This window comes from Paraburkholderia sp. BL6665CI2N2 (genome assembly GCF_004366535.1).
Classification (GTDB): Bacteria; Pseudomonadota; Gammaproteobacteria; order Burkholderiales; family Burkholderiaceae; genus Paraburkholderia.
The window spans coordinates 1,398,744-1,419,431 of record NZ_SORC01000001.1 but is presented as its reverse complement, the minus strand read 5'-3'; the positions used below and the strand labels follow the sequence as shown (position 1 = coordinate 1,419,431).

Sequence of the window (20,688 nt, the reverse complement as noted above, 5' to 3'; positions counted from 1 at the left end):
GTTTGCAAAGAGCTTTCGATGGGCAACAGCCCGTATTATGGGCATGCCGGGCGGCATGCGTCCAACCCGGGTGTTGTTTGCAACGTGCTCCGCTTGCGCTCTACCTCGTTCGCCTTCCTTCGCCTCAAGCCTCGTTATGCCCTTTCGAGCGCCGCCATTTCACGCACGATCACCAGGAGCATCGACAGGCTCGCACCGCCCGTGGCCCGAAGGTCAGCCAGCAGGCGCTCGTAGCGTTCCAGTTGCGCGGTGCGCTTCTCACGCCATGCCTCGACCAGCGCCTCGGGCGTGGAGGCTTCATCGGCGCCGGCCAATGCGCTCGTCGTCAGCGCGCGTTTGAGACGCGCGATGTCGGCCACCGCCGTGGCGCGCGCCAGCATGTCCCAATGCGTGGGCGCCGGCAACGCGGCCGCGCGCTCGCTGATCCAGCTGGAACTGAGCAGCGTGCCGAGCGCGAAATAGACGCCGGCCACCAGTTCGAGACTGCGCCCGCAGGTGGACGACACTTCGGCGATATCGAGCAACGCAGCCGAGATCTCGCCGCTCGCGATTCGCACCGCCAGTTCGCTATCCACGCCGGCGTCCGCGAATACGCGCTGCCGCTCGGAGAGCGCTTCGAGATCGGCGTTCGGCAACAGCGCGGGCCATTGCGGCGCAAGGCGTTGCGCCGCGTCGCGGCAACGCGCGAGCAGGCCGGCCACGTCGCGGTCGCTGACCGCGCCCGATTGCAATTGCCGCAGGAACCACAGCGCCGAGCGCTCGACCAGCCGCGCGACTTCGACGAACATGCGCGCCTGGATGTCGTCGGCGACACGGTTGTCGAGCGCGTCGATACTGCGCCACACATCGTTGAGATTGAACACGTCGCGCGCCATGATGATGGCCCGCACAATGTCGCCTGGCTGTGCATCGGTTTCTTCCATCAACCTGTGCACGAACTCGCAACCCACGCGATTCACGAGTGCGTTGGTCAGATGCGTCGCGAGAATTTCACGGCGCAGCGGGTGGCGCTGCATCGGCTCGCTGAAGCGCTGCCGCAACGGTTTCGGAAAATACTCCACCAGCATGTCGCTGACGAGCGGATCTTCCGGCATCGACGATTCGAGCAGCGCGTCGTACAGCCACATCTTGCTGTAGGCGAGCAGCACGGCGCGCTCCGGCGTGGTGAGCCCTTGCCTCGCGGCCTGCCGTTCGGCGACTTCTTCGTCGGTCGGCAGAAACTCGATCACGCGATTGAGCCGCCCCGCGCGTTCGAGGTAGCGCATCAGGCGCGCTTCCGCATCGAGCAATTCAACGCCGTAGCGGCCCGCAATCGACAGCGCCTGCGTCTGGTAGTAATTGTCCTGCAGCACGAGCAAACCGACTTCGTCGGTCATGTCGGCGAGCAGCGCGTTGCGTTGCTTCTCCGTCATCTCGCCGTCGGAGACGACCAGGCCCAGCAGAATCTTGATGTTGACCTCGTGGTCCGAGCAGTCCACCCCAGCGGAGTTGTCGATCGCATCGGTATTGATGCGGCCGCCGCGCTGTGCGAACTCGATGCGCCCGAGTTGCGTGAGCCCGAGATTGCCGCCTTCGGCCACGACCTTGCATCTCAGGTCGGAACCGTTGACACGGATCGCGTCGTTGGCACGGTCGCCGACTTGCAGATGCGTTTCGCGGCTCGCCTTCACGTACGTGCCGATGCCGCCGTTGTACAGCAGATCGACCGGCGCCTGCAGGATCGCGCGCATCAGTTCAGCGGGCGCGAGCGCCGGCGCGCTGATGCCGAGCACCGACTGCACCGCCGGCGAGAGCGGAATGGTCTTGGCGCTGCGCGGAAACACGCCGCCGCCCGCCGAGATCAGCGAAGGATCGTAGTCGGCCCAACTCGAACGGTCCAGAACGAATAGACGCCCGCGCTCGGCAAGACTGACCGCCGGATCAGGATTCGGGTCGAGAAAAATATGCCGATGGTCGAACGCGGCCACGAGCTTGATATGCGGTGACAGCAGCATGCCGTTGCCGAACACATCGCCCGACATATCGCCCACGCCGACCACCGTGAAGTCCATGGTCTGGGTATCCACACCCATTTCGCGGAAGTGCCGCTTAACCGACTCCCACGCCCCGCGCGCGGTGATGGCCATTTTTTTGTGGTCGTAACCGACCGAGCCGCCCGAGGCAAACGCATCGTCGAGCCAGAAACCATATTCCTGCGAGATCGCGTTCGCATAGTCGGAGAACGTGGCCGTGCCTTTGTCGGCCGCGACCACCAGATAGGGATCGTCGGGATCGTGGCGCACCACGTCGGGCGGCGGCACGATAGTCGTGCCGGCGAGATTATCGGTCACGTCGAGCAGGCCGCGCAGGAAGGTCTGATAACACGCAATGCCTTCGCGCATCCACGCGTCGCGTTCGGTTTGCGGCGGCGGATTCTTCACGACGAAGCCGCCTTTCGAACCGACCGGCACGATCACCACGTTCTTCACCATCTGCGCCTTCATCAGGCCCAACACTTCCGTGCGGAAATCCTCGCGCCGGTCCGACCAGCGCAAACCACCGCGCGCCACGCGGCCGCCGCGCAAATGCACGCCTTCCACGCGCGGCGAGTACACCCAGATTTCGAACATCGGTTTCGGTTCGGGCAAGCCGGGCACTTGCGCGGGATCGAACTTGAAGGAGAGATACGGCTTCGGTTTGCCGTCGGCGTCGAAGCGATAGTAGTTGGTCCGCTTGGTGGCTTTGATGACGCCGAGAAATTGCCGCAGTATGCGGTCTTCGTCCAGATTCGGCACCTGGTCGAGCGCGCTGTCGATGGTATGGAGCCAGCCGTCGACGCGCGCCTCGCGCGTCTCGCCCAATACCGGATTGAAGCGGGCCACGAACAGTTCGACCAGCATGCGCGCGATCGCCGGATTGCCGGTCACCGCGCGCTCGATATACGCGTCGCTGAAGGTCGAGCCGACCTGCCGCAGATACTTGGCGTACGCGCGCAGGATCGTCACCTCGCGCGCATTCAATTGCGCGCGCAACACGAGGCGATTGAAGTCATCGCTTTCGATCGCGCCGGTCCAGACCTTTTCGAAGGCTTCTTCAAAGAGATCTTTGACGCGTTCGATGTCGAACTCCGCGTCGTCCGCGAGTTCGAGCCCGAAGTCGTGAATCCACGCGGGCGTCGCGCCCAGCGCCTCGATCAGATAGGGCCGCTCTTCATCGACACGCACGCCGAGATGTTCGAGCATCGGCAAACTGCGCGACAAGGCGATCGGCAACCCCGCGCGATACACCTTGAAGCGAAACGCGCGCGGGCCCGATTCGATCGGGCGGTACAGGTTCATGGCAAGCCGTTCGCTGCCTTGCACGCGTTCGATCAGTTCGATATCGCGCACCGCCGTGCGGGCAGGATAGTCGTCGCGATAGCCGGCGGGAAAAGAATCGCTGTAGTGTTGCAGCAGACGGTTGCCCTGCTCTTCGCCGAAGGCGTCGAGCAAGGCGTCGGCAAGATCGTCCTGCCAGCGGCGTGCGACCTGCACGAGCCGCGATTCCAGTTCGCGCGTATCGACGTTGGGCATGCCGCCCGGCTTCGCGTGCACCACGAAGTGAATGCGCGCCAGCGTCGACTCCGACAGCAAGGGCGTGAACTCGACACTCTCGCCGTTGAATGCGTCGACCAGCAGATTGGCAATGCGCTGACGCAGGTCGGTGTTGTACTTGTCGCGCGGCACGAACACGAGACACGACACGAAACGGTCAAAACGGTCGCGCCGTACGAACAGCCGGGTGCGCTGATGCTCCTGCAAACGCAGCACGCCTAGCGCGATATCGTAGAGCTGATTCTCTTCGGCCTGAAACAGCTCGTCACGCGGATAGGTTTCGAGCACCGTGACGAGCGATTTCGCCAGATGACCTTTCGGCAGGAAACCGGCTCGTCTCACGATATTCGCGCATTTGCGCCGCACGATCGGAATCTCGGCGGCCGACACGAAATATGCCGTCGACGTATAGAGGCCGATGAAGCGCCGCTCGCCGGTCACCTTGCCGTCCGCGCCGGTCAGCTTGATGCCGACATAGTCCAGATAGCCCGGCCGGTGCACGGTGGCCCGTGAATTGGCCTTGGTCAGAAAGATCGGCGACGACCCTGAAATGATCTCGGCCGCGGCCGGCGGCAAGGGCGTGATCTCGGCGGCGCCGGCGGGCCGCAATGCATCGCGCAGAATGCCCAGACCCGAACCCGGCACCGCGCGCAGACCGTAGCCGATGTCGTGCTGCACCAGTTCGTAATCGCGCTGGCCGAGAAAGGTGAAATGATCGGCCACCATCCATTCGAGAAACGCGCGGGCTTCCAGACCTTCCGGTCCGCCCTCGCCCGCTTTCATGCCTTTGATCGTAACGCGCGCGAGTTCGACGATCTTCGGCCAGTCTTCGACGGCCGCCCGCACGTCGCGCAACACCTTGGCGATTTCATCACGCAGCGCGTCGAGTTTTGCGGCGTCGCCGCAACGGTCCACTTCGAAGTGGATGAACGACGTCAACTGCGAACGCGTATCGGTCGCTTCTTCTGCGCCCTGGATCAAGCGCGCGATACTGCCGTCGGGCGCGCGCCAGATGCGAAACACCGGATGCACGACGGAATGCAGCGCGAGGCCCTGCCGGTTGACCGCCATCGAGACGGAATCGACCAGAAACGGCATGTCGTCATTGACGATCTCGATCACCGTGTGATCGGAGTGCCAGCCGTGCTGTTCGAGAATCGGGTTATAGACGCGCAGCCGTTCGGCGCCGGGCACGAAGCGCTGCGCCGTTTGCCAGTGCGCGAGCGCCGCGCCGTAGAGATCGGCAATCGAGCGGCTTTGCAGGTCGTCCGCGTCGACGAAATCGTAGTAGTGCCGCAGAAAGGTCTCGACGACCTTGAAGGTTGGCTCGGGCAATCGCCCTCGTGCAAATTCGACGACATCGTTCAGCAAGTGCGTAACGGCTTCTTCGTTCTTTGCTTGCATGATCAACTCCCCCGGCTGGGCGGCATTGGCGGGTATGGCCTGATACTCGCTTGATTCGCATGCATCGTCTGAAGGGAATTATGCACCTGACGACCGGCATGCGACGGACGACGGCACTTAGGTTATACCCGCTGCCGGTGAATGCATCGTTACGGCATGCCCGGCTATTTAAAGCACGGCCCGGGGAACCGCGTGCTCCTGCGCGAGCCATGCGCGAACCTGTTCGCTAGTCCACGCCGGGTCGTCGTGCGGCAGGTCGTGGCCGGCCCACGGATGCTCGCAATGCAGGGCGCCCCACGCCGCCGCCAGCTTTGCCGAGCACACAGGGTCGACCAGCTTGTCGACCCGCGAAGAGAGGATCAGCAATGGGCATTCCGGCCGCGCCGTGCCCGCGGTGAAACGCGCCGCAGCCCAAAGTTGCCGTAACGCATTGCCACGGCTCACGGGCGCGCTGCGGCGAATGCGGCTCCAGGTGTCGAGATCGTCACCCAGCGTCTGCACGTTATTGCACGTCAGCCGATGAATGCCGTGTTCCGCGCGCGGCGCGTCGCGCCAGTGCGCGGCCACGCCCAGCAGGCCAGACCATGCGGAAGGACGCAAGCGCTCCTGCATCTGGCTGAACGGCCGCATGCTCGTATTGATCAGCACCAGCCGTTCGATCTCGTAGGGATGTCGTTGCGCCCAGTCCGTCGCCACCATGCCGCCGAGCGACATGGCCAGCACGCAATAGGGACCCGGCATGCCGCTTTGCAGAGCGGCATTGCGCACGAAGCCGACCATGTCGGCGACCGTCGACGGTGCGCGCAAATGCGTGAATTCGCCGTTGCCCGGCAGATCGAGCAGCAGCAGACGGCGAGGCGCCCCCGCCTGAAGGGCCGCTTCATTGAGCGCGCCTTGCAGCAGGCCGGGCAAGCGACCCCAGTGGCGGATTTCACGCGTGAGGCCGCGCAGCAGGATCCACGTGCTCATACGCTGTCCGGGTTATACCAATGGTCGATCGCGCTTTGCAGCAATTGCTCGCGACGATTGCCTTGCGGCAGCCAGCGTTGCGACGAAAAGGCCGCGCGCGCCAGAAAGTCGAGCAGGTTCGCGTGACGCCGCAGCACGCGCGCCGTGCGATGCGCCTTCACCGGATTGAACATGCCCTGCCGCGAAAACAACTGGCGCGGATTCTTCTTGATCCACAGCCAGGAGCCGAGTTCGAGGGTCATGGGCAGAAAGACGTTGGGCGCGGGCGCGCGGTCGTAAGCGAAGTCCCACAGATCGCCGTGCAACAGATATTGATGGCTCTGCGGTTCGAATGCGTAGCCATGATGGGGATGCGCGCGTTCGAACATGGTCTTCAGCACGTACATTTCCGGCAGATGCGGCATCACTTTGCGGGTGCGTGCGTACGGAAACCAGATGCTGTCGCTCCAGCCGTAGCCGGAGTGGCAATCGAGCGCGATGCTCAGCGGCCGCGTGGCCAGCTCGGTTTCGACCACCCGCAGCAACGCCGAGGCCTCGGGCTCCATTGGCTCGCCCTCGCGGCCCCGATACCACGGCAGCCACGCACCCACGCGCTGGCCGCCTGCCAGCAGCGGCACGCGTTCGTCGGCGTTCTGCGGCGCGTTGCGCATCAGGTCGACGCCGTTCGGGTTAGCGCGCGTGGCCGCCCACATGCCGCCCGGATTGACGATCGGCATAAAGATCAGACGAATCGACTGCAATTGGCGCACCAGCAGTTCGTCCCATTCGAGCCGCGCGAGCAGCGCTCGCATGTAGTCGAGCACGAGTTGCGAGCCGATCCGTTCGAGCCCGTGAATGCCGCCGAAAAAGCCGATTGCCGGCGCTTGCGGGTCGGTGGATCCGATGCTCGCGGTCTGCACGGCGAAGTGCCGGCCGCGCACCGTCGTCTCGCAGACGGTGCGGATCGCGAAGCTCGCACTGCCCTGCTCGAGGATCGTCCTGAGATCTTCGTACTCCGCAAAACTGTCGGGAAGGAAGCTCAGAGGCTGCATGACGATGTCGCAAGCAATTGCAAGGTTAATGGGGACGGCACACCGATTGACGCAATATAGCCTGGCCGGCGGCGCTCATGCTGAAGCGGCGCCGGCGGGCGCAAATCCTGTCACATGCATGTCATTTTCTATTTCGAACGATTGACTCCAATCTGCCTTGCCCGCGACGCAAAAAAGACACGGATAGATATAGTCGTCTAGACGTTGCGATGCCTTCACTCAACCGTCACAGACGCTTCCTAGAATGAGCCCCACACATGCCGGCAGAGGCCGGATGCATCAAGGGGTAGTCATGGAAGCAATTCGGGAAGCAATTCGTATCGAACGGTTGAGCAAGACGTTCAGCAACGGCCGCAAGGCGCTGGATGAAATCGATCTGCGCGTCGAACCGGGCGAAATGGTTGCGTTGATCGGCGCCTCGGGCTCCGGCAAGTCGACGCTGCTGCGTCATATCGCGGGCTTCACGGCTTCGGATGCGCAGCCGTCGCAGATCTCGATTCTGGGCCGGCCCATTCAGCAGAACGGCCGCATCGTGCGGGAAGTGCGCAGCATTCGCCGCGATATCGGCTTCGTGTTCCAGCAATTCAATCTGGTGAACCGCCTCTCCGTCGAAAGCAATGTGCTGATCGGCGCGCTCGCACGGTTGCCGTTGTGGCGTCGACTCTGCGGCCGTTTTCCGCGCACCGAGCGGGCGTTGTCGATGGCTGCGTTGAACGAAGTCGGCATCGGCGAACATGCGCGCGGACGCGCCGCCAATCTCTCCGGCGGCCAGCAGCAGCGCGCCGCGCTTGCCCGTGCGCTGGTGCAACGCGCGCGTATCGTGCTCGCCGATGAACCGATCGCCTCGCTCGATCCCGAGTCGGCGCGCCGCGTGATGGAGATGCTGCGCACGCTGAACGTCGAGCATCAACTCACGTTGCTGGTCTCGCTGCATCAGGTCGACATCGCGATGCAGTACTGCCCGCGCACGATTGCGCTGCGCCGCGGCAAGGTGGTCTACGACGGACCTTCCGCCGCGCTCACGCCTGCGTTGCTCAAGAAACTCTACGGCGACGACGCCCGCGAGTTGCTCGATGAAGCGGCCATAAGCGCGGACGATCTCGACACGAAAACCGCTAACGGCGGCACACCGCTTCAGGACACCGCGCCCGCCTCCATGCGCTACGCCTTCGCACTCAATCCGGCGCACTCGAACTGAGCGCGCCCATTCGTTCTGTCAACTCAACCGGATCTCAAACAATGAAATTCCTGCGTTCATTGATCACGCTGGCCGTCGGCGCGGCGACGCTTGCCGCTGTCGCCACTGCGCAAGCCGAAGACCTGAACCTCGGCATCATTTCGACCGATTCGTCCTCCGTGCTGAAACAGCGCTGGGAACCGCTGATTCAGGACATGAACAGGCAAACCGGCCTGAACGTCAAGGCGTTCTTCGCGACGGACTACGCCGGCATTATCGAAGGCATGCGTTTCAACAAGGTCCAGGTTGCGTATCTCGGCAATGCGTCGGCGATCGAAGCGGTGGATCGTTCACAAGGCGAGGTGTTTGCCAAGACCGTGTACGCGAATGGCGACGCCGGATATAAATCCGTGTTGATCACCAACGTGAACAGCCGCTTCAAAACGCTCGACGATGTATTCAAGAATACGAAGGATGTCACGCTCGGCTTCGGCGATCCCAACTCGACGTCCGGCACGCTGATCCCCGGCTACTACCTGTTCGCCCAGCACAACACGCCGGTCAATACGTCGTTTAAAACCGTGCTGCCTTCCAGTCATGAAGCGAATCTGCTGGCCGTCGTGAACAACAAGATCGATATCGCGACCAACAATACCGAAATGCTCGATTCCTTGAAGAAGCAGCATCCGGACAAGTTCGCGCAAGTGCGCGTGCTGTGGACCTCGCCGCTGATTCCGTCGGACCCGATCGTGTGGCGCAAGGATCTGCCGCAAGCCACCAAGGACAAGCTGCGCAACTTCTTCGTCAACTATGCGAAGACCGATGCACACGAAAAGGCGGTAATGGCCGGCATTTTCGGCTACGGCGGTTTCGCGGCATCGTCGGATGCGCAGTTGCTGCCGATCCGCCAGGTCGCGCTGTTCCAGCAGAAGCAGAAGATCGCGAGCGACACACATCTCTCCGATGACGATCGCAAGACCCAATTGGCCGCACTCGACGCGAAGCTGAGCGCGCTGAATATCGCGCAATCGAAGCAATGAACACGGTCGATCTGATCACGTCGCCGGGGCGCGCGAGCGAAGCGCTCGACGCCCAGGCGGCACGTCATCCCGCGCTGGCGGCCGGCAAGCGTAGCTGGCTCTCGCTCGTCGGCTGGATCGCGGTGTTGGCGGTGTTGGGCGGCGCGTGGCACGGCGCCGACATGCGTCCGCTGGATCTGCTCAGCGACTCCGGCAACATGGGCCAGTTCGCCAAGGACTTCTTTCCGCCCGACTTCACCGAATGGCGCAGCTATCTGCACGAGATGTACGTGACGCTCTCGGTGGCGGTGTGGGGCACCGCGCTTTCGCTCGTGTGCGCGGTGCCGTGCGGACTGATGTCCGCTCACAACATGGCGCCGATGTGGATCGTGCAGCCCATGCGCCGCATCATGGACGCGTGCCGCGCGATCAATGAGATGGTCTTCGCGATGCTGTTTATCGTCGCGGTCGGGCTCGGTCCTTTTGCGGGTGTGCTGGCGCTGTGGGTGCACACCACTGGCGTGCTCGCCAAGCTGTTCGCCGAAGCGGTCGAGGCCATCGATCCGCGCCCGGCTGAAGGCGTGCGCGCCACCGGCGCGACCAGTCTCGACGAGATCATTTACGGCGTGCTGCCGCAAGTGCTGCCGTTGTGGATCTCGTACGCGTTGTATCGCTTCGAATCGAACGTGCGCTCGGCGATGGTGGTGGGCATGGTCGGCGCGGGCGGCATCGGCGTGGTGTTGTACGAAGCGATTCGCTCGTTCAACTATGCGCAAACGGCCGCCGTGATGATCATGGTGATCGTGGTCGTGACGGTGATCGACCTCGTTTCGGCGTGGCTGCGCGAGCGCGTGACCTGAAGGTTGGCGGCCTGACGGCCGCTCACCCGCCCTTCGCTCCAGTTTCGTTTATTGCGATTTCGAATATTTCGATTTAGAATGACGAAATCGAAGGAGCCGAGTCGCGCCATGAACACCACCATCCATCCCACCCCGCTTCCGTCCCAACAGGAGGCCGAGCTTGCCCGCACCTCCAGCCGGAATCTGTCTGTGGTGCTGTCCAGCCGCGCCGAGACACAGCAGTTCGACTTCAAGGACGACAGGGGCCAAACGCGCACCGTCGAGTTGCCTACGTCCGTCGTGCGTCTGATGGTCGATGTTCTGACTGAGATCGGCCAGGGGAACGCCGTCTCTATCATTCCGATTCACGCCGAACTGACCACGCAGGAAGCTGCCGATCTCCTGAACGTGTCGCGGCCGTACTTCGTGCAGTTGCTGGAGAAGAAAGAGATCCCGTTCCGCAAGGTGAACACTCACCGGCGCGTACGGTACGAAGACGTGATGGCCTACAAGAATCGCGTTGATACACAGCGGCGCAACGCGCTGGACGAAATGGCGGCATTGTCACAGGACATGGGTCTGGAATAGCCGATGTCGTCACATTTCACCGCTGTCTACGACGCTTGCGTTCTGTACTCCCAACCATTGCGTGACCTGTTGATGCGTCTGGCGCTGACTGATCTCTTCCGCGCGCGTTGGACTCGCGCTATCCATGACGAATGGGTGCGCAACCTGATCGCAAACCGTCCGGACCTGGATCGCGCCAAAATCTATCGCGTTCGCGAACTCATGGACGCCCATGTTCGCGATGCATTGGTCGAAAACTTCGAGCATTTGATAGCGGCTATCGAGTTGCCGGATCCCACTGATGCACACGTCGTCGCCGCCGCGGTCCATTGCGGGGCCGAGCTTATTGTTACGTTCAATCTGAGAGACTTTCCTGCTGCCGCCTTGAGTACGTTCAACGTAACCGCGCAACATCCGGACGACTTCATCGCCGATCTGTTCGACCTCAACCAGGCGAAGGTGCTCGAAGCAATGGCCGAGCACAGGAAATCGTTAAAAAACCCATCAAAGTCCGTCGACGAGTATCTCGACACTTTGGCCAGCCTCGGTCTCACGCAAACTGTTTCGGCTGTCCGGCCATACAGCATCGCTATCTGAACAAAGCGCGCTTCCCCCTCACACAAACTCCGGCAGCGTCGCATCGATCGCATCGGCCAGCGTGTTGAACGCCGGCGCGATCTCCTCATCAGGCACGCACGCGTAGCCGATCAGCAAACCCGACGGCGCCAGCAACGGCTGCGCGTAATACCCGGACAACGGCCGCACGACGATATTGCGCTCCAGCGCGGCGGCTGCAACCCGCCGGTCATCGCTGCCATCGGGCAACTGCATCACGAGATGCAGACCGGCGTCGCCGCCCACCGCCGGCAACGCGTCGCCGTAACGCTGCGCGGCGGCGTCCAGCAGCGTCTGCCGGCGCTGCCCGTACAACGTGCGCATCTTGCGGATATGCGACGTGAAATGCCCTTCGGCGATGAACTCCGCGAGCATCGCCTGCTGCAGCAACTGCCCCTCGCGATACAACTCGGCGCTCGCCGTGGCAAAGCTCTCCGCCAGCGCTTCGGGCACCACGAGGTAGCCGATGCGCAACCCAGGAAACAGCGTCTTGCCGAAGCTGCCCACGTAAATCACCTGCCCCGACGTATCCAGACCCTGCAACGAAGCCAACGGCCGGCTGCCATAGCGGTATTCGCTGTCGTAGTCGTCCTCGATGATCCAGCACTGGTTCTGCCGCGCGTATTCGAGCAGCATGCGGCGTCGCGCGAGACTCATCACCATGCCGAGCGGGTATTGGTGCGAAGGCGTGACGAGCATCAGCTTCGGCGGATGCGCGAGGTCGTCGGCGGAAGGATTGATGCCTTCCTCGTCGACGGCGATCGGCCGCGATTCCAGACCGGACACGTGCAGCACGCTGCGCACGCCCCAATAACACGGGTCTTCGGTCCAGATCACGTCGCCCGGATCCGACAGCAGGCGCACGGCCAGATCGACTGACTGGTGAATCCCGGTCGTGATGATGATCTGCTCCGGCGTGCAGCGCACCGAGCGCGAGGTGCGCAGATAGTCGGCCAGTGCGTGCCGCAGCGAGGCCAAGCCGCCGCCCGGCGCATACGTCAGCAGGTCCGGGCGCAGCCGCCGCCAATATTTATTGTGCAGGCGGCTCCAGACGCGCGCCGGAAACTTCGTGACGTCGGGCACGCCAGGCATGAAGGCGCCCCACTGCCGCTTGGACACGCCCGCGCCGGCGATCAAACGGGTGCCGCGCGTGGAAAGCGCGCGCCGCGCCTGCTGCGGCGCCGGCTCGGAGCGCGTGGCGGGCGCCTCGGCATCGGGCACGCCGACGATCTCCTCCGGCGCGCTGTCGGCGACAAACGTGCCGCGCCCGGTCGCTGAACTGACATAACCTTCGAGCACGAGCTGCTCGTACACCTGCGTGACGGTGTTGCGCCCAATGCCCAACTCCTGCGCCAGCAACCGCGACGACGGCACCTTGCTGCCCGGCGGCAATTCGCGCGACAGGATCGCCTGCTGCAACAGCCGGTGCAACTGGCGATAGATCGGCTGGCCGTTGCCCCGGTCGAGGCGCTGGGCCAGCCAGTCGGACAAAACGCTCGCGCGCATTATTGGCTCCTACATTTTTATTGAAATGGCTCTGAAGTTAAGAGCCAAATCTCATTATAGTCGCTGCATGTGCCGCGCTGAGCGCGCGGCGTCCGCAAAAACCGAGGAGCGAAGGAGATGACCATGAAGAACGCAGAACTGAAAAGCCGTAAAGACGCCGCCACGCCGCGCGGCGTCGGGGTGATGTGCGATTTCTATGCCGAGCGCGCTGAAAACGCGGAACTGTGGGACGTCGAGGGCCGCCGTTTCATCGACTTCGCCGCCGGCATCGCCGTGTGCAACACTGGCCATCGTCATCCGAAGATCCTCGCCGCGATTCGCGACCAGCTCGATCACTTCACCCACACGGCGTATCAGATCGTGCCGTACGCGTCGTATGTCGAACTGGCCGAGAAGCTCAACGAGCGCGCGCCGGGCGACCATCCGAAGAAAACAGCGTTCTTCACGACCGGCGCCGAAGCCGTCGAAAACGCCATCAAGATCGCCCGCGCCGCAACCGGCCGTCCGGGCGTGATCGCCTTCACCGGCGGTTTCCACGGCCGCACGCTGATGGGCATGGCGCTGACCGGCAAGGTCGCGCCGTACAAGATCGGCTTTGGCCCGTTCCCGTCAGACGTGTTCCATGCGCCGTTCCCGAATCCGCTGCACGGCGTGACCACGGCCGACTCGCTGAAGGCGATCGAATTCCTCTTCAAGGCCGACATCGATCCGAAGCGCGTCGCCGCGATCATCTTCGAACCGGTTCAGGGCGAAGGCGGCTTCTATCCGGCGCCCGCCGAATTCGTGCGCGCCTTGCGCAAGCTGTGCAACGAACACGGCATCCTGCTGATCGCCGACGAAGTGCAAACGGGCTTTGCGCGCACCGGCAAGTTGTTCGCGATGCACCACTACGACGTGGTGCCCGATCTGATGACCGTCGCCAAGAGTCTCGCGGGCGGCATGCCGCTGTCGGGTGTGATCGGCCGCGCGGACGTGATGGACGCGGCGGCGCCTGGCGGACTCGGCGGCACATATGCGGGCAACCCTCTGGCGGTGGCCGCCGCGCATGCGGTGCTCGATATCATCGACGAAGAGAAGCTCTGCGAACGCGCCACGCTGCTGGGCGACCGCGTCAAGGCCAAGCTGATCGCGCTGCAAAGCGACGTGCCGCAAATCGCCGACGTGCGCGGCCCCGGCGGGATGGTCGCCGTCGAGTTCTGCAAGGCGGGCGGCACGGAGCCGGATGCGGAGTTCACCAAACGCGTGCAGACGCGCGCGCTCGAACGCGGCTTGCTGCTGCTGGTGTGCGGCGTCTATTCGAACGTGGTGCGCTTCCTGTTCCCGCTCACGATTCAAGACGCGGTCTTCGACGAAGCCATGGCGATTCTCGAAGACGTGATCAAGGACAGCGTCACCGTCGCGGCTTAAGGAAACCCACATGATCACGTTGAGTTTGAAGGACCCGTCGCTGCTGAAAAGCCACGCGTATATCGCGGGCGAATGGCAAGGCGCGGACGACGGCACGACCTTCGAAGTGAAAAATCCCGCCACGGGCGAAACGATCGCGACAGTGCCGCGCATGGGCACGGCGGAGACACGCCGCGCCATCGACACGGCGAACGCCGCGTGGCCCGCATGGCGCGCCACGACCGCCAAGCAGCGCGCGGTGATCCTGCGCAAATGGCACGACCTGATGATGGAGAATGCCGACGACCTGGCGAAAATCCTCACCACGGAACAGGGCAAGCCGCTCGCCGAAGCCAAGGGCGAAATCCAGTACGCGGCGTCGTTCCTCGAATGGTTCGCCGAAGAAGGCAAGCGCGTGAACGGCGACACGATCCCGACGCCGGCCAACGACAAACGCATCGTCGTGACGAAAGAGCCTATCGGCGTTTGCGCGGCCATCACGCCGTGGAATTTCCCGGCCGCGATGATCACCCGCAAGGTCGGCCCGGCGCTCGCGGCGGGCTGCCCGATCATCGTCAAACCGGCTGAAGCCACGCCGCTCTCCGCGCTCGCCCTCGCGGTGCTGGCCGAACGCGCCGGCGTGCCGCGCGGCGCGTTCAACGTCGTGACCGGCGAGCCGAAAGCGATCGGCGCGGAAATGACCGGCAATCCGATCGTGCGCAAGCTGTCGTTCACCGGCTCGACGCCGGTCGGCCGTTTGCTCATGGCGCAGTGCGCGCCGACGGTGAAGAAGGTGTCGCTCGAACTCGGCGGCAATGCGCCGTTCATCGTATTCGACGACGCGGATCTGGACGCCGCGGTGGCCGGCGCGATTGCATCGAAGTATCGCAACAGCGGCCAGACTTGCGTGTGCACGAACCGTTTCTACGTGCATGACAAGGTCTACGATGCGTTCGCCGAGAAACTGCGCGTTGCCGTCGAACAGCTCAAGGTTGGCCGCGGCACCGAAGACGGTGTAACGCAAGGTCCGCTGATCAACGAAGCGGCCGTGCTCAAGGTGGAGTCGCATATCGAAGACGCGCTCGCCAAAGGCGCGCGCATCGTCACCGGCGGCAAGCGTCATGCGCTCGGTCATGGCTTCTTCGAGCCGACCGTGCTCGCGGATGTCACGCCCGCCATGAAGGTCGCACGCGATGAAACCTTCGGACCGCTCGCGCCGCTGTTCCGCTTCTCGTCGGATGAAGAAGTGATCGGCCTCGCGAACGACACCGAGTTCGGCCTGGCCTCGTACTTCTATAGCCGAGATATCGGTCGCGTGTGGCGTGTCGCCGAAGCGCTGGAATACGGCATGGTCGGCATCAACACGGGCCTGATCTCGAACGAAGTCGCGCCGTTCGGCGGCGTCAAGCAATCGGGCCTGGGACGCGAAGGCTCGCACTACGGCATCGACGATTACGTGGTGATCAAGTACATGTGCGTCGGCGGGATCTGAACGCGAAGCTGGAAGTGACAAAGTGAAAAACGGCCACGTCGGCATGTCTGACGTGGCCGTTTTTCGTTGGCCCGGTTGATACAGACGCACTGTGTCGTGGCAGCGACCACTCTTGCAGTGTCAGGCCGTTTTACAGGCGCTGGAAGATCACGACGATCCAGCGCCCTGCTACATCTACTACACCCTACGCGATCGATTAACGACCGTAGTTCACAACCGGAGCCGAGTACGAGCTGTTCGTCGTGTCCGAACGGCTGCCTGCCTGCGACGAACCATTGGTGGCCGAACCGTAACCGCTTGTGCGGGCAGCGCTCTTTTGTGCGGCGACGCGCGCTTCCGCAGCCTGAATGTTGGACGGATATTCTTCGTCGTTCGCGGTGGCCGGGTTGTAGCCGGCCTTTTCCAGCTGGATCAGTTCGGCGCGCACCTGAGCACGAGTAACCGGCTGATTCGATTGAGCAAAAGCGGCGAGCGGAGCGGAAATGAGAGCGGCGACAACAACAGCTTCGACCAGGGATTTCATGACACCTACCTCCAGAGATTGTTTTTTGCCATGCTGCGAACCTGTGTCTGCAGCGTATGGAGGCAGTCTAGGAGTCAATGAATATAGGGTAAACCCCCAATCGTCGAATTCACTGTTGCGATAAATGGGATAACTGGGGCGCGGACACAAGGTTTTGCCCCGGCGACGGCGCCAGCTCACCGGCATTCCGGCCGCCCGTCCCTTGCCGGTCGCTTCTCGGGCTCGCGCCGAAACGCGCGCGGTAGGTCCGCGAAAAATGCGAAGGCGATTCGAATCCGCATGCCACGCAAATCGAAGTAATCGACATGTCGGTCTGTTGCAGCAATTCGCGCGCACGCGTGAGGCGCAACTGCTGATAGAAATGCGTTGGCGTGTCCTTCAGGGACGCGCAGAAGAGCCGCTCCAGTTGCCGCCGAGTAACGCCGATTTCCCGTGCGAGCTGGTCCGGCGTGAGCGGCTCTTCCATATGCTGTTCCATCACGCCGATCACCTGAATCAGCTTGCGGTTGTGCACGCCGTAGCGCGCCGCGACCTCCATGCGCTGATGGTCCGAGCGCTGCCGGATACGGCTCACCACGAATTGCTCCGAGACGGCCGAGGCCAGCGCGGCGCCATGCTCGCGGCCGATCAGATCGAGCATCATGTCGATCGACGCCGTGCCGCCTGCGCATGTAATGCGCCGCGCTCCGATTTCAAACAGCTCCTGGCTCGCATCGAGCGACGGATAGCGCTCGCGGAATGCCGACAGCGCTTCCCAGTGCACAGTCACGCTATCCGCGCCGCCGAGGAGCCCGGCTTCCGCGAGCACGAAGCTGCCGGTGTCGATACCGCCGAGCGTCGCGCCCGCGCGCGCGAGGCGCTTCAGACAATCGCCCAGCACGCGCGTGTAGCAGGCGAGCGGCTCGAAGCCCGCGACGACGAAGAGCGTGCGCACCGCATCGACGTCGCCGATGGCCGCATCCGCGTTGATTGAAATGCCGTTGCTGGCGGCCACCGGCGCGCCGTCGAGACTCAGAATGCGCCAGCGGTACAGATCGCCGCGAAAGCGGTTCGCCACGCGCAAAGGCTCCACTGCCGACATGAAACCGATCGCCGAAAAGCCCGGCAGCAACAGGAACGACATATCTTCGGGCATCGTGCTCGGACTCGATCAGGAAAAACGCAGGCGGACGCGGGTTCCCGGCGAGCGTAGCAAGCAGCAGCCAAGCCGGCAAGGCACGCCAAAATTCGCGCTAAGCCGATGTTGCATCGCAATGTGCACGGCACAGGTTTTCCCTCATGGTCGCGTGGGGGCAAGAACCGGTCGCTGGCGGTCGCTTTGGCTGAAATATGGGGCATTAACGTTACGTCATTCGTGCAGTTCAGGCATCACACCAGCGGTATCGCATGTCCGGGGCGCCGCTTCGCTTCATGTCGTTTGCTCAGGCGAAGCGGCCCGGTTCGAAACACGTTGTCACCCGAGTCAGAAGAGGGAACGTCATGAAGTTGCGCATCAAAACCCTGCTTGCCCATCTTGCGTGTCTCGCGGCGGCCGTCGGCGCCGCTGTTACCGCGCTACCCGCGTTCGCCCAGGATCCCGCCGCCTGCCGCGCGGTGCACTTCGCCGATATCGGCTGGACCGACATCACGTCGACCACCGCGCTCGCCTCGACCGTGTTCGAAGGGCTCGGCTATCAGCCGGTGACGACCGTCGCCTCCGTGCCCATCTCGTTTGCGGGCCTGAAGAGCAAACAGCTCGACGTGTCGCTCGGCTATTGGTGGCCGGTGCAGGAAAAGGCGATCGCGCCTTTCGTCGATTCGAAATCGATCCAGGTGCTGCAGCCGCCCAACCTGACCGGCGCCAAGGCCACCTTCGCCGTGCCGAGCTACGAATACGACGCGGGCTTGAAGACCTTCGCCGACATCGCCAAACACCGCGATCAGCTCGACGGCAAGATCTACGGCATCGAACCCGGCAGCAGCGCGAACGCGGCGATCCTGAAGATGATCGCCAACAATCAGTTCGGGCTGGGCGGCTTCAAGCTGATCGAATCGAGTGAAGCAGGCATGCTGGTCTCGGTCGATCGCGCGATCCGCGAGAAGAAATGGGTGGTCTTTCTCGGCTGGGAACCGCATCCGATGAACATCCAGATCGACATGAAATACCTCACCGGCAGCGACGGCGTATTCGGCCCGAACGACGGCGAAGCACGCGTTTATACGCTGACGTCCCCCGACTTTCTGACGCGCTGCCCGAACGCGGGCAAGCTCGTGAGCAATCTGCGCTTTTCGACGCAGCTCGAAAACGTGGTGATGCAATCGGTGATGAACAAGGAAAAGCCCGCCGACGCCGCCAAGGCGTATCTAAAGAAAAACCCGCAGGTACTCGATGCCTGGCTTGCCGGCGTGAAGACCTACGACGGCAAGGATGGCTTGCCCGCGGTCAAGGCCTATCTGGGTCTTTGACTCCGAATGTCGCGCATATCAATCCACAGGAACCAGCTCGCATGAATCATGAAGTCATCGTGACCTGCGCGGTCACCGGCGCAGGCGATACCGTCGGCAAGCATCCGGCCATTCCCGTCACGCCGAAGCAAATCGCCGAGGCCGCCATCGAAGCCGCGAAGGCCGGCGCGACCGTTGCGCACTGCCATGTACGCGATCCGAAAACCGGACGCGGCAGCCGCGATCCGCAGCTGTATCGCGAGGTGGTCGACCGCATCCGCTCGTCGGGCACGGACGTGATCATCAACCTGACAGCCGGCATGGGCGGCGATCTGGAGATCGGTCCGGGCGAAGACCCGATGCGCTTCGGCGCGAACACGGATCTGGTCGGCGGCCTCACGCGCCTCGCGCATGTCGAGGAACTGCTGCCGGAAATCTGCACGCTCGATTGCGGCACGCTCAATTTCGGCGACGGCGACTACATCTATGTGTCGACGCCCGCACAGTTACGAGCCGGCGCGCGGCGCATCCAGGAACTCGGCGTGAAGCCTGAACTGGAGATCTTCGATACCGGGCATTTGTGGTTCGCGAAGCAATTGCTCAAGGAAGGACTGCTCGACGCGCCGCCGCTGTTTCAGATCTGCCTCGGCATTCCCTGGGGCGCGCCCGCCGACACCACCACCATGAAAGCGATGGCCGACAACCTGCCGCCCGGCGCGCAATGGGCGGGCTTCGGCATCGGCCGCATGCAGATGCCGATGGTCGCGCAGGCGATGCTGCTCGGCGGCCACGTACGCGTCGGCCTCGAAGACAACATCTGGCTCGACAAAGGCGTGCCTGCAACCAACGGCACGCTGGTGCAGCGCGCGGTCGAAATTATCGAACGGCTCGGCGCGCGCGCGCTGACACCCGCCGAAGGGCGCCGCAAGCTCGGCCTGCCCGCGCGTGGCGAGCGTCAGTTGGAGCGGCGTGCAGCGGGACAGTACGCCTGATTCACCCGGCTTGATTCACCCGGCTCGACGCAACTCGCTTCGAAACCAGACAACACACAGGCAAAGGAAACATCAGCAATGGCAGTGATCGTCGATATCAAAACATTCGCGGCAATCGGCGTGGGCGTGATCGGCAGCGGCTGGGTGTCGCGCGCGCTCGCGCACGGGCTCGACGTCATCGCGTGGGACCCGGCGCCGGGTGCGGAGAAGCAGCTGCGCGAGAACGTCGCGAACGCGTGGCCGGCGTTGCAGCGCGTAGGGCTCGCCGCGGGCGCGTCGCCGGAGCGATTGCGTTTCGTCGATACGATCGAAGCCTGCGTCGGGCAGGCGGATTTCATTCAGGAAAGCGCGCCTGAGCGCGAGGCATTGAAGCTCTCGCTGCACGAACAGATCAGCCGCGCGGCAAAGCCGGATGCGATCATCGCCTCGTCGACATCGGGCCTGTTGCCGAGTGATTTTTATGCACGGGCAGTGAATCCGCAACGTTGCATCGTCGGGCATCCGTTCAATCCGGTGTACCTGCTGCCGCTCGTCGAAGTGCTGGGCGGGGCAAACACCGCGCCGGAAACCATCGACGCCGCGCTGCAGGTGTATCGTGCGCTGTCGATGCGACCGCTGCGGGTTCGCAAGGAAGTGCCGGGCTTCATCGCCGACCGTCTGCTGGAAGCGCTGTGGCGCGAGGCCTTGCATCTGGTCAACGAGGGCGTGGCGACCACCGGCGAAATCGACGACGCGATCCGCTTCGGCGCGGGCATCCGCTGGTCGTTCATGGGCACGTTCCTGACGTACACGCTGGCGGGCGGCGACGCGGGCATGCGCCATTTCATGCAGCAATTCGGACCCGCGCTGGAGTTGCCCTGGACTAAACTGGTGGCGCCGAAGCTGACGGATGAACTGATCGACCGGGTCGTGGACGGCACCGCGGAGCAGGTCGGGCCGCGCTCGATCAAACAGCTCGAACGTTACCGCGACGATTGCATTACGAGCGTGCTGGCGGCAATTGCGGAGGCGAAGGCGCGGCATGGGTTGCTGCCGGCTGACTGAGGGCGAGCGCGTGGAGGTGCGGCAGGACCTGCCACCGCGAAACGGCGCAGAGCGCGCAAAGATCGCCGGGCACAGAGGCGGCGCAAAGCCCGCGCGCAGCCGCCACCTTTGATACGAATGAGGGAGAC

General features: G+C 63.4%; 16 protein-coding genes. 10 read left to right on the top strand and 6 right to left on the bottom strand.

The genetic code is table 11. The annotated features are described in order from the left end of the window. Positions 1 to 134 precede the first annotated feature (134 nt). The 3 genes from B0G81_RS06350 to B0G81_RS06340 all read right to left on the bottom strand — a co-directional run bounded on the left by B0G81_RS06350 (position 135) and on the right by B0G81_RS06340 (position 6,976). A complete protein-coding gene (locus tag B0G81_RS06350) occupies positions 135 to 4,976 on the bottom strand; it encodes an NAD-glutamate dehydrogenase (protein ID WP_134133915.1) in 4,842 nt (1,613 codons plus the stop codon). A gap of 168 nt (positions 4,977 to 5,144) precedes the next feature. After that, complete coding sequence (locus B0G81_RS06345; RefSeq protein WP_134133914.1) at positions 5,145 to 5,945, bottom strand: alpha/beta hydrolase; 801 nt, start codon at positions 5,943 to 5,945, stop codon at positions 5,145 to 5,147. Continuing rightward, the gene (locus B0G81_RS06340; RefSeq protein ID WP_134133913.1) at positions 5,942 to 6,976 is read right to left on the bottom strand and encodes a M14 family zinc carboxypeptidase; all 1,035 of its coding nucleotides are present in this window, start codon (positions 6,974 to 6,976) and stop codon (positions 5,942 to 5,944) included. The genes B0G81_RS06345 and B0G81_RS06340 overlap by 4 nt, the downstream gene beginning before the upstream one ends. A gap of 292 nt (positions 6,977 to 7,268) precedes the next feature. Between B0G81_RS06340 and phnC the strand changes: the two genes are divergently transcribed. The 5 genes from phnC (at position 7,269) to B0G81_RS06315 (ending at position 11,175) form a co-directional block, all read left to right on the top strand. Beyond that, entirely contained in the window at positions 7,269 to 8,174 is a 906-nt protein-coding gene (gene phnC, locus B0G81_RS06335) for a phosphonate ABC transporter ATP-binding protein (protein ID WP_134133912.1), read from the top strand. Positions 8,175 to 8,215: 41 nt separating this feature from the next. Further along, positions 8,216 to 9,193 (top strand): phosphonate ABC transporter substrate-binding protein, encoded by a 978-nt coding sequence (gene phnD / locus B0G81_RS06330; protein WP_116145703.1) that lies wholly within the window; start codon positions 8,216 to 8,218, stop codon positions 9,191 to 9,193. Continuing rightward, the gene (gene phnE / locus B0G81_RS06325; protein ID WP_134133911.1) at positions 9,190 to 10,032 is read left to right on the top strand and encodes a phosphonate ABC transporter, permease protein PhnE; all 843 of its coding nucleotides are present in this window, start codon (positions 9,190 to 9,192) and stop codon (positions 10,030 to 10,032) included. The genes phnD and phnE overlap by 4 nt, the downstream gene beginning before the upstream one ends. 108 nt (positions 10,033 to 10,140) lie before the next feature. Next, on the top strand, positions 10,141 to 10,599 hold the full coding sequence (locus B0G81_RS06320; protein WP_134133910.1) for a helix-turn-helix domain-containing protein: 459 nt from the start codon (positions 10,141 to 10,143) through the stop codon (positions 10,597 to 10,599). 3 nt (positions 10,600 to 10,602) lie between these two features. Beyond that, complete coding sequence (locus tag B0G81_RS06315) at positions 10,603 to 11,175, top strand: PIN domain-containing protein (protein ID WP_134133909.1); 573 nt, start codon at positions 10,603 to 10,605, stop codon at positions 11,173 to 11,175. 18 nt (positions 11,176 to 11,193) lie between these two features. Here the strand turns inward: B0G81_RS06315 and B0G81_RS06310 are convergent, their stop codons facing one another. Beyond that, positions 11,194 to 12,699, bottom strand: a complete 1,506-nt coding sequence (locus B0G81_RS06310) for a PLP-dependent aminotransferase family protein (RefSeq protein ID WP_134133908.1) — start codon at positions 12,697 to 12,699, stop codon at positions 11,194 to 11,196. Between the two features lie 123 nt (positions 12,700 to 12,822). Here B0G81_RS06310 and B0G81_RS06305 point away from each other — a divergent pair, with 123 nt between their 5' ends. Together B0G81_RS06305 and gabD are read left to right on the top strand one after the other, a co-directional pair. Further along, positions 12,823 to 14,106, top strand: a complete 1,284-nt coding sequence (locus B0G81_RS06305; RefSeq protein ID WP_012426408.1) for a 4-aminobutyrate--2-oxoglutarate transaminase — start codon at positions 12,823 to 12,825, stop codon at positions 14,104 to 14,106. A gap of 10 nt (positions 14,107 to 14,116) precedes the next feature. Further along, entirely contained in the window at positions 14,117 to 15,577 is a 1,461-nt protein-coding gene (gene gabD / locus B0G81_RS06300; RefSeq protein ID WP_134133907.1) for an NADP-dependent succinate-semialdehyde dehydrogenase, read from the top strand. Between the two features lie 196 nt (positions 15,578 to 15,773). Here gabD and B0G81_RS06295 read toward each other — a convergent pair whose 3' ends face one another. Further along, positions 15,774 to 16,100, bottom strand: coding sequence for a DUF4148 domain-containing protein (locus B0G81_RS06295; RefSeq protein ID WP_134133906.1), 327 nt, complete (start codon positions 16,098 to 16,100; stop codon positions 15,774 to 15,776). A gap of 109 nt (positions 16,101 to 16,209) precedes the next feature. Next, entirely contained in the window at positions 16,210 to 17,235 is a 1,026-nt protein-coding gene (locus tag B0G81_RS06290; protein ID WP_116123336.1) for a GlxA family transcriptional regulator, read from the bottom strand. A 350-nt stretch (positions 17,236 to 17,585) separates the two neighbouring features. Between B0G81_RS06290 and B0G81_RS06285 the strand changes: the two genes are divergently transcribed. The 3 genes from B0G81_RS06285 (at position 17,586) to B0G81_RS06275 (ending at position 20,560) form a co-directional block, all read left to right on the top strand. Next, complete coding sequence (locus B0G81_RS06285; RefSeq protein WP_181916934.1) at positions 17,586 to 18,545, top strand: choline ABC transporter substrate-binding protein; 960 nt, start codon at positions 17,586 to 17,588, stop codon at positions 18,543 to 18,545. 41 nt (positions 18,546 to 18,586) lie between these two features. Next, entirely contained in the window at positions 18,587 to 19,516 is a 930-nt protein-coding gene (locus B0G81_RS06280; RefSeq protein WP_106277179.1) for a 3-keto-5-aminohexanoate cleavage protein, read from the top strand. Positions 19,517 to 19,594: 78 nt separating this feature from the next. Further along, a complete protein-coding gene (locus B0G81_RS06275; protein WP_134133905.1) occupies positions 19,595 to 20,560 on the top strand; it encodes an L-carnitine dehydrogenase in 966 nt (321 codons plus the stop codon). Positions 20,561 to 20,688 lie beyond the last annotated feature (128 nt).